Consider the following 6540-nt stretch of genomic DNA (forward strand, 5'->3'; position numbering starts at 1 on the left):
ATAGGCCGCGCCCACGCGATGCAGCGCGCCCTTGATCTGCGCCGCGCCCCAGTCGCGATCGAGCCGCAGATTGCCGATGATGTCGGGCACCCACATGCCCTTCATGCCGTTGAAGGGCGGGGCTGGCTGCGCGAACAGCCCGGCACCCATCACGCCGGCGGTTGCGGTGACCGCGCTCGCGCTGCCAAGATCGATCACGGGCGCGGCATGCGCGGCCTGATCTTCCAGCGCGATGGTCGCAGTCAGTCCGTCGGCGAAACGGTGTGAATAGGCCAGCACATTCATGCCGGTGGTGCCGGTCGAGCCGTCGAACGAGAAGGTGAGAAAGTTGTAGGCCGGGCTGTCGTAGAAGGCGAAGAAGGTATCGGTGCGCCCCAGGGTGAAGCCTGCGAATTGCACGAAGGCGCGTTCGAGCGCGGCTTGGGTATTCGGGTTTCCCGGGCCGGGCTCGAAATTGCCGTTCGGGTTATTCAGCCAGTTGACCCCGAAAGCGAAATACGAGCGCAACGTGCCGTATTCGGTTTGCGTGCGCACATCGCCGGTCAGACGGAAGCGCGCCTGCTGCGCGAAGGTCGAGGTCGCGCGGGTCATGACGCCCTGCGGCGTGGTGGTCGGGTAGGTGCCGCCCGCGGCGTTGGCATAGGCCTCGTAGCGGACATAGCCGCCGAGCCTGATGCAAGTGCCGGTGCCGAGAATGAAATAATAGCCCGGGCCGTAGAGACCGCAGATGCGCACCTGCTCCGCGGCCGTTGCCTTGAGCGGCAGGTCCGCGGCGCACGCCGGCGCGCCGGCAAAACCAGCAGCCGCGAGCGCGGCGACCATTATCGTGTCGGCGTTGCGTCTCGCCATGGCCATCCGGCGGCCCCGCCCATTGGCGGATGCTCACAGCCGAGTTGCAGAGCGAATTGCGATTCGCGTCAAGCGCCCGGCATTGCGCGGGCCGTGTCGACGCGGTCTGCGATCTCGTCCGGATGTGTCACCGGCAGCGAGCAGGTCTCGCCGATACAGATGAAGGCGGCAGGCGAGGCGGCGCCCTTGATCTTGTTCTGCGCCGGATGGCTCGGTGGCAGGGCATCCGCCGAAGGCGCGCGCAGCACCGCGCGGTTGACATAGGGCAGCGCCAGCGCGGCCTTTGTCAGGGCATCGGCGGCTTCGCCCTCCCCCGTCACCACGATCTCGGCGAGGTTGAGCCGCATGTCGATGGCGTTGAGCGCCGCGACATGCATGAACAGGTTGTTGCCGCCGATCGCGAGGATGCCGTCGATCAGCCGGTCGGCCTTGTCCCGCAATGCATGGTCGCCGGCGAAGGCGGCGAGCCGGATCAGATTCTGGGCGATGATGGCGTTCGGGTTGGGCGTGGCGTCGTCGGCTGTCGAGGCAGGCCGCACCACCAGACCCTCGGCGTCGTCCGCGGTCAGGAAATAGATGCCGGCGTCCGGATTGGCGTAATGGCGGTCGAGCGCCGCCTGCCAGGCCAGCGCCTGGTGGAGATAGGACCGGTCTGCGGTGGTCTCGTAGAGGGACAGGGCCGCCCGGGTCATGAAGGCGAAATCGGACGCCAGGCCGGGAAACAGCACCCGCCCCTCCCGCCAGGAATGGCCGAGCCGGTTTCCGCGGCTCATGTTGCGCTGCACAAAGTCAAAGGCGCGACGTGCCAGCGCGAGCCAGTCCGGCCGCCAGAAGGCGTTTGCGGCGTGGACCAGGGCGGCGATCATCAGGCCGTTCCAGTCCGCCAGCACCTTGTCGTCCAGACCCGGACGGACCCGCTTTTCGCGCACTTGGTGCAGCATGGCGCGCAGCATGGCGAGCGCAGCATCGATTTCCATGCTGCGCGGCAAGCCCTTGAGTCTGTTGAGGATATTACGACCCTCAAAATTTCCGTCTGGCGTGACATCGTAATGCTGCGCGAAAAGTGCAGCATTTTCCACCCCGAGCACCGCCTCGATGTCCGCCAGCGACCAGACGTAGAATTTTCCCTCCTCGCCCTCGGAGTCGGCGTCAAGCGAAGAGTAGAAGCCGCCCTCCGGGCCGGTCATTTCACGGGCGAGCCAGCCCACCGTCTCCTCGGCCCGCTCCCGGTACAGCATTTTTCCCGATCGCTGCCAGGCCAGCGCCAAAAGGTCGAGAAGCTGGGCATTGTCGTACAGCATCTTCTCGAAATGCGGCACCAGCCATTTGTCATCGACGGAATAGCGGGCATAGCCGCCGCCGAGGTGGTCGTAGATGCCGCCTTCGCTGATCCTGGTGAGGGTCAGATCGACGATGTGGAAATAGCGCCCCTCCCCGGTCCGCAGCCCCGCCCGCCACAGATTTTCGAACATCGCGCATTGCGGGAATTTGGGCGCGCCGCGCAGGCCGCCATTCACCGGGTCCATGGCGCTGCCGAGCTGCAGCGCCACCTGGTCCAGCTCCTGCCGACCGATGGTCACCCGTTGCGAAGGGCGGGCGACCTCCGACAGCCGCGCCATCAGCGCGGCGCGGTTCTGCTCGATCTTGGCCGGCTCCTCCCGGAACAGCCGCGCCACCTCGCGCAGCACATCGACGAAGGCCGGCCGGCCATAGCGTGCGGTCGGCGGAAAATAGGTACCGCCCCAGAACGGTTCGCCGGCAGGCGTCAGGAACATGGTCAGCGGCCAGCCGCCCTGCTCGCCCAGATGATGCAGCGCCTGCATGTAGATCTGGTCGATGTCCGGCCGCTCCTCGCGGTCGACCTTGATGTTGACGAACAGCTCGTTCATCACCCGCGCCGTCGCCGCGTCCTCGAAGCTCTCATGCGCCATGACATGGCACCAGTGGCAGGCGGCATAGCCGACCGAGAGCAGGATCGGCTTGTTGTTCGCTTTTGCTTCGGCCAGGGCCTGCGGTCCCCAGGGCCACCAGTCTACAGGGTTGTGCTTGTGCTGCAGCAGATAGGGCGAGGTCTCCTGCGCAAGCCGGTTTTGCGGTCCGGATTGTTGTGTCGATGCGGCGGCTGACATGGCGACCTCGCAGGTTGCTTCGGACAGCACGATAACGGCTCAGCGGGGAAATGGCAGCGCAGCCATTCCGGTTTCGCGAAGGCTCCCTTCGTCTTTTGGGCATTGTGAAGCGCCGCGACTTCCTTCAAGTGCGTCGCATGGAAGCGTCGTTCGGCATCACCGGGCTTGTCGTCATCGCCTATCTGCTCGCGGGTTTCGTGAAGGGCGTGATCGGCATGGGCTTGCCGACGGTGGCGCTGGGATTGCTGGCTGCCGTGATGACACCGGCGCAAGCCGCTGCGATTCTGATTGCGCCGTCGCTCGCCACCAACATCTGGCAGATGGTCGCCGGCCCATTTCTGTTCGGGCTCATCAAGCGGCTGGGCGGCATGCTGCTCGGCATGTTTGCCGGCGCATGGCTGGGCAACGGGATTCTGACCGGCGAGAATGCTAAGCCCGCGGCGATCGGGCTCGGCGTGGTGCTGATCGCCTATGCCCTGATCGGACTCACCAAGGTGAAATTCACGGTGGCGCGAAACACCGAGATCTGGCTTGGACCGGTGGTCGGCATCTCGACCGGCTTTGTGATGGCCGCGACCGGCGTGTTCGTGATTCCCGCCCTGCCCTATCTTCAGGCCATCGGTTTCGACAAGGACGAACTCGTGCAGGCGCTCGGCCTGCATTTCACCGTTTCGACGGTCGCACTCGCATTGGTGTTGTGGGATGGCGGCGCGTTCGACCTGTCGCTTGGTACATTATCGCTATTCGCGATCGTGCCGGCCGTCGCCGGCATGTATGCCGGCCAGCGCGTGCGCGCACGGATCAGCGCCGATACGTTCCGGCTGTGCCTTTATCTGGGACTGCTCGCGCTCGGCGCGCTGCTGCTCGGGCGCAATGTGATTTAGGCCGGCAAAACGCAGGGAATCGTCTTGCGTCCGTGCCGTCTGTAGATGCGGAAAGCGCTGTCCGTCGTTAGCAGCATCGGCTCAGACGATACTTCAGTCATTCGAACGAGGCACGCGTCCGCGAAACTCATCGGGACGTCGGCGTATTTTTTCATGAGAGCGAGAACTTCGTTTATGCCAAGGTCGCTCGTGCCTGTAATCGTGAGACCGCGGTCACGTACGAAATCCGCCAGCAATGGCAGGCCGATTGAACCGATCATGTGCAAGGTCTCTGACAACACGGCATCGCAGCTTTGCCAAGGCGGAGGCCACCGCTTGAGCAAACCTGAAGCCCAGGCATGATTGGGATCGCGGCGGTTATAGAGCGCTATCAGGAAGCTCGTATCAACGAGAACGGTTGCGGCCATAACCACTGGCCTTCAAGGCAGCTTTGATATTTCGGCTATCGCCGGCATGCGGCAGCTCGTCGACCGCACCAGCGAATTTGGCCAGACTGTCTTTCCACGACTCTGCGGTCGGTGTGGATGAAGCCGTTCCGGACAGACGTTCGCGCACGACATCGGTCGCAGAAACCTTTCGTCGGCGGGCTTCGGCTTCAATGTCGTCAACAAGTTTGTCGGGCAAGCGGTAGCTGCGCGATTTCATGTCCCTGTGTAATACATACTTGGCAAAGATGCAAGACATCGCTGTGCAGCCTCTTTACGAACGGTCGTGAAAGGGCTTGAAGCAATCCATGACAGGGTCCGCTGACACCATCTACGCGCTCTCCTCCGGGCCGCTCCCTGCGGCGATCGGTATCGTCCGCATCTCCGGACCGAAGGCGCGTGCGGCGCTTGAGGCGCTGACCGGGCGGGTGCCCGACCAGCGCCGCGCCATGCTGGCCAATGTGCGCGATCCGCAGACCGGCGAGACCATCGACCAGGCCCTGGCGCTGTTCTTCGAAGGGCCCAACAGCGAGACCGGCGAGGATGTGGCCGAGCTGCAACTGCACGGCGGGCGCGCAGTGATCGCGGCCACCTTCGCCGCGCTGGCCCGGCTTCCCGGCCTGCGACCGGCCGAAGCCGGCGAATTCACCCGGCGCGGGTTCGACAACGGCAAGCTCGACCTGACCGCCGTCGAAGGACTGGCGGATCTGATTGCAGCCGAGACCGACGCGCAGCGCCGCCAGGCCGTGCGCCAGCTCCAGGGGGCCCTGAGCGACCGGGCCGAAAACTGGCGCCTGCGGCTGATCGAGGCCATGGCGCTGGCAGAGGCCGGGATCGACTTCTCGGATGAGGCCGACGTGGCGTCTGATGTTGCAATGCGGTCGCTTCATGCTGCGCGTTTGCTGCAGCAGGAAATCGCAGCATTGCTGGCTGACGGCCGCCGCGGCGAGCGGGTGCGGGAAGGGCTGGTCGTTGCCATTGCCGGACCGCCCAACGCCGGCAAGTCCACATTGCTGAACCGCATCGCCAGGCGCGAGGTGGCGATCGTGTCACCCCATGCCGGGACCACCCGCGACGTGATTGAGGTCCATCTCGATCTTGGCGGCTATCCGGTCACCCTGCTGGACACCGCCGGCATCCGCGAGACTGACGATCCGGTCGAGCGGGAGGGCGTGGCCCGCGCCAGAGCCCGCGCCGCGGCTGCCGACCTGGTTTTATGGTTAACGGAGGGTGAAGGTTCGAATCCGGATTCGCCAGTCGATCCCGGACCAGTCATGTGGCGGATCCGAACCAAAATCGATCTCCATCCCGGGGAGTCGGCAGATCGCGGTGCTCCGCACAACTCAGCGGTCGGAGACCGGGACGCCTATGATGTGTCCGCGGTATCCGGGCAGGGGGTTGATCGGCTTCTGGACGACCTGACCGCATTTGCCCGATCGGCCATTGGCTCAGGGGAACCCGCGCTGGTGACCCGAGAGCGGCAGCGGCATCTCCTGGAACAGGCCGAAGCGGCACTGAGGCGGGCCGCCGGCGAGGCCGAGGCGGGGCGTGAAGACACCTTTGCCGAGGAATTGCGCGTTGCAGCTCAGGCACTTGGGCGGCTGACGGGGCGGGTCGATGTCGACGATTTGCTGGACAAGATTTTCCGCGATTTCTGCATTGGTAAATGACAGTTTACCTTTTGTGATTCGAGTCCAGACTCTTTCGCCAAGGGATTGAGACTCAAGCGTTTCACGTGAAACGGAACCCGGCGGATCGGCGTTGTTTTGACGCCACCCTGCGCCTCAACTACATACCCGGCATGGATCGCACCATGGATCGGACCGCTGAGCGGGCCGCGGACCCGCGCTTCGACGTCGTCGTGATCGGCGGCGGCCATGCCGGCTGTGAGGCTGCGGCCGCGGCCGCGCGCATGGGCGCGGCGGCCGCGCTGGTGACCCACCAATTTGCGACCATTGGGGCGATGTCCTGCAATCCGGCCATCGGCGGGCTCGGCAAAGGGCACCTGGTCCGGGAAATCGACGCCCTGGACGGCCTGATGGGGCGGGTTGCCGACCAGGGCGGCATCCAGTTCCGGGTTCTGAACCGCCGCAAGGGTCCGGCAGTTCGCGGACCCCGCGCCCAGGCCGATCGGAAGCTTTACGCGGCGGCGATGCAGGCCGCCATCCACGCGACCGCCAATCTCACCGTCATCGAGGGCGAGGCGGACGATCTTCTGGTCCGGGATGGTCGTGTCACGGGGATCCGTCTGGC

The 6540-nt window shown here is 65.1% G+C and carries 7 protein-coding genes; 3 read left to right on the forward strand and 4 right to left on the reverse strand.

What is annotated here, in order from left to right; genetic code table 11:
- Both ACK41X_RS22020 and ACK41X_RS22025 read right to left on the reverse strand, forming a co-directional pair.
- Positions 1 to 849, reverse strand: an 849-nt coding sequence (locus tag ACK41X_RS22020; protein WP_409727994.1) for a porin, incomplete at its 3' end; no start/stop codon positions are given.
- Positions 850 to 917: 68 nt separating this feature from the next.
- The gene (locus ACK41X_RS22025) at positions 918 to 2978 is read right to left on the reverse strand and encodes a thioredoxin domain-containing protein (RefSeq protein WP_409728009.1); all 2061 of its coding nucleotides are present in this window, start codon (positions 2976 to 2978) and stop codon (positions 918 to 920) included.
- 137 nt (positions 2979 to 3115) lie between these two features.
- Between ACK41X_RS22025 and ACK41X_RS22030 the strand changes: the two genes are divergently transcribed.
- Positions 3116 to 3862 carry a sulfite exporter TauE/SafE family protein gene (locus tag ACK41X_RS22030; protein ID WP_409727997.1) on the forward strand — a complete coding sequence of 249 codons (747 nt, stop codon included), beginning with the start codon at positions 3116 to 3118 and terminating at the stop codon, positions 3860 to 3862.
- Here ACK41X_RS22030 and ACK41X_RS22035 read toward each other — a convergent pair.
- Together ACK41X_RS22035 and ACK41X_RS22040 are read right to left on the reverse strand one after the other, a co-directional pair.
- The gene (locus ACK41X_RS22035) at positions 3859 to 4269 is read right to left on the reverse strand and encodes a type II toxin-antitoxin system VapC family toxin (RefSeq protein WP_409728000.1); all 411 of its coding nucleotides are present in this window, start codon (positions 4267 to 4269) and stop codon (positions 3859 to 3861) included. The genes ACK41X_RS22030 and ACK41X_RS22035 overlap by 4 nt on opposite strands.
- The gene (locus tag ACK41X_RS22040) at positions 4247 to 4507 is read right to left on the reverse strand and encodes a hypothetical protein (RefSeq protein WP_409728003.1); all 261 of its coding nucleotides are present in this window, start codon (positions 4505 to 4507) and stop codon (positions 4247 to 4249) included. Before ACK41X_RS22040 ends, ACK41X_RS22035 begins: the two co-directional genes overlap by 23 nt.
- 88 nt (positions 4508 to 4595) lie before the next feature.
- Between ACK41X_RS22040 and mnmE the strand changes: the two genes are divergently transcribed.
- The gene (gene mnmE / locus ACK41X_RS22045; protein ID WP_409728012.1) at positions 4596 to 5957 is read left to right on the forward strand and encodes a tRNA uridine-5-carboxymethylaminomethyl(34) synthesis GTPase MnmE; all 1362 of its coding nucleotides are present in this window, start codon (positions 4596 to 4598) and stop codon (positions 5955 to 5957) included.
- A gap of 143 nt (positions 5958 to 6100) precedes the next feature.
- The coding region (locus tag ACK41X_RS22050; protein WP_409728006.1) for an FAD-dependent oxidoreductase at positions 6101 to 6540 on the forward strand (440 nt) is incomplete at its 3' end.

This window comes from Pseudorhodoplanes sp. (assembly GCF_046289595.1).
GTDB lineage: Bacteria > Pseudomonadota > Alphaproteobacteria > Rhizobiales > Xanthobacteraceae > Pseudorhodoplanes.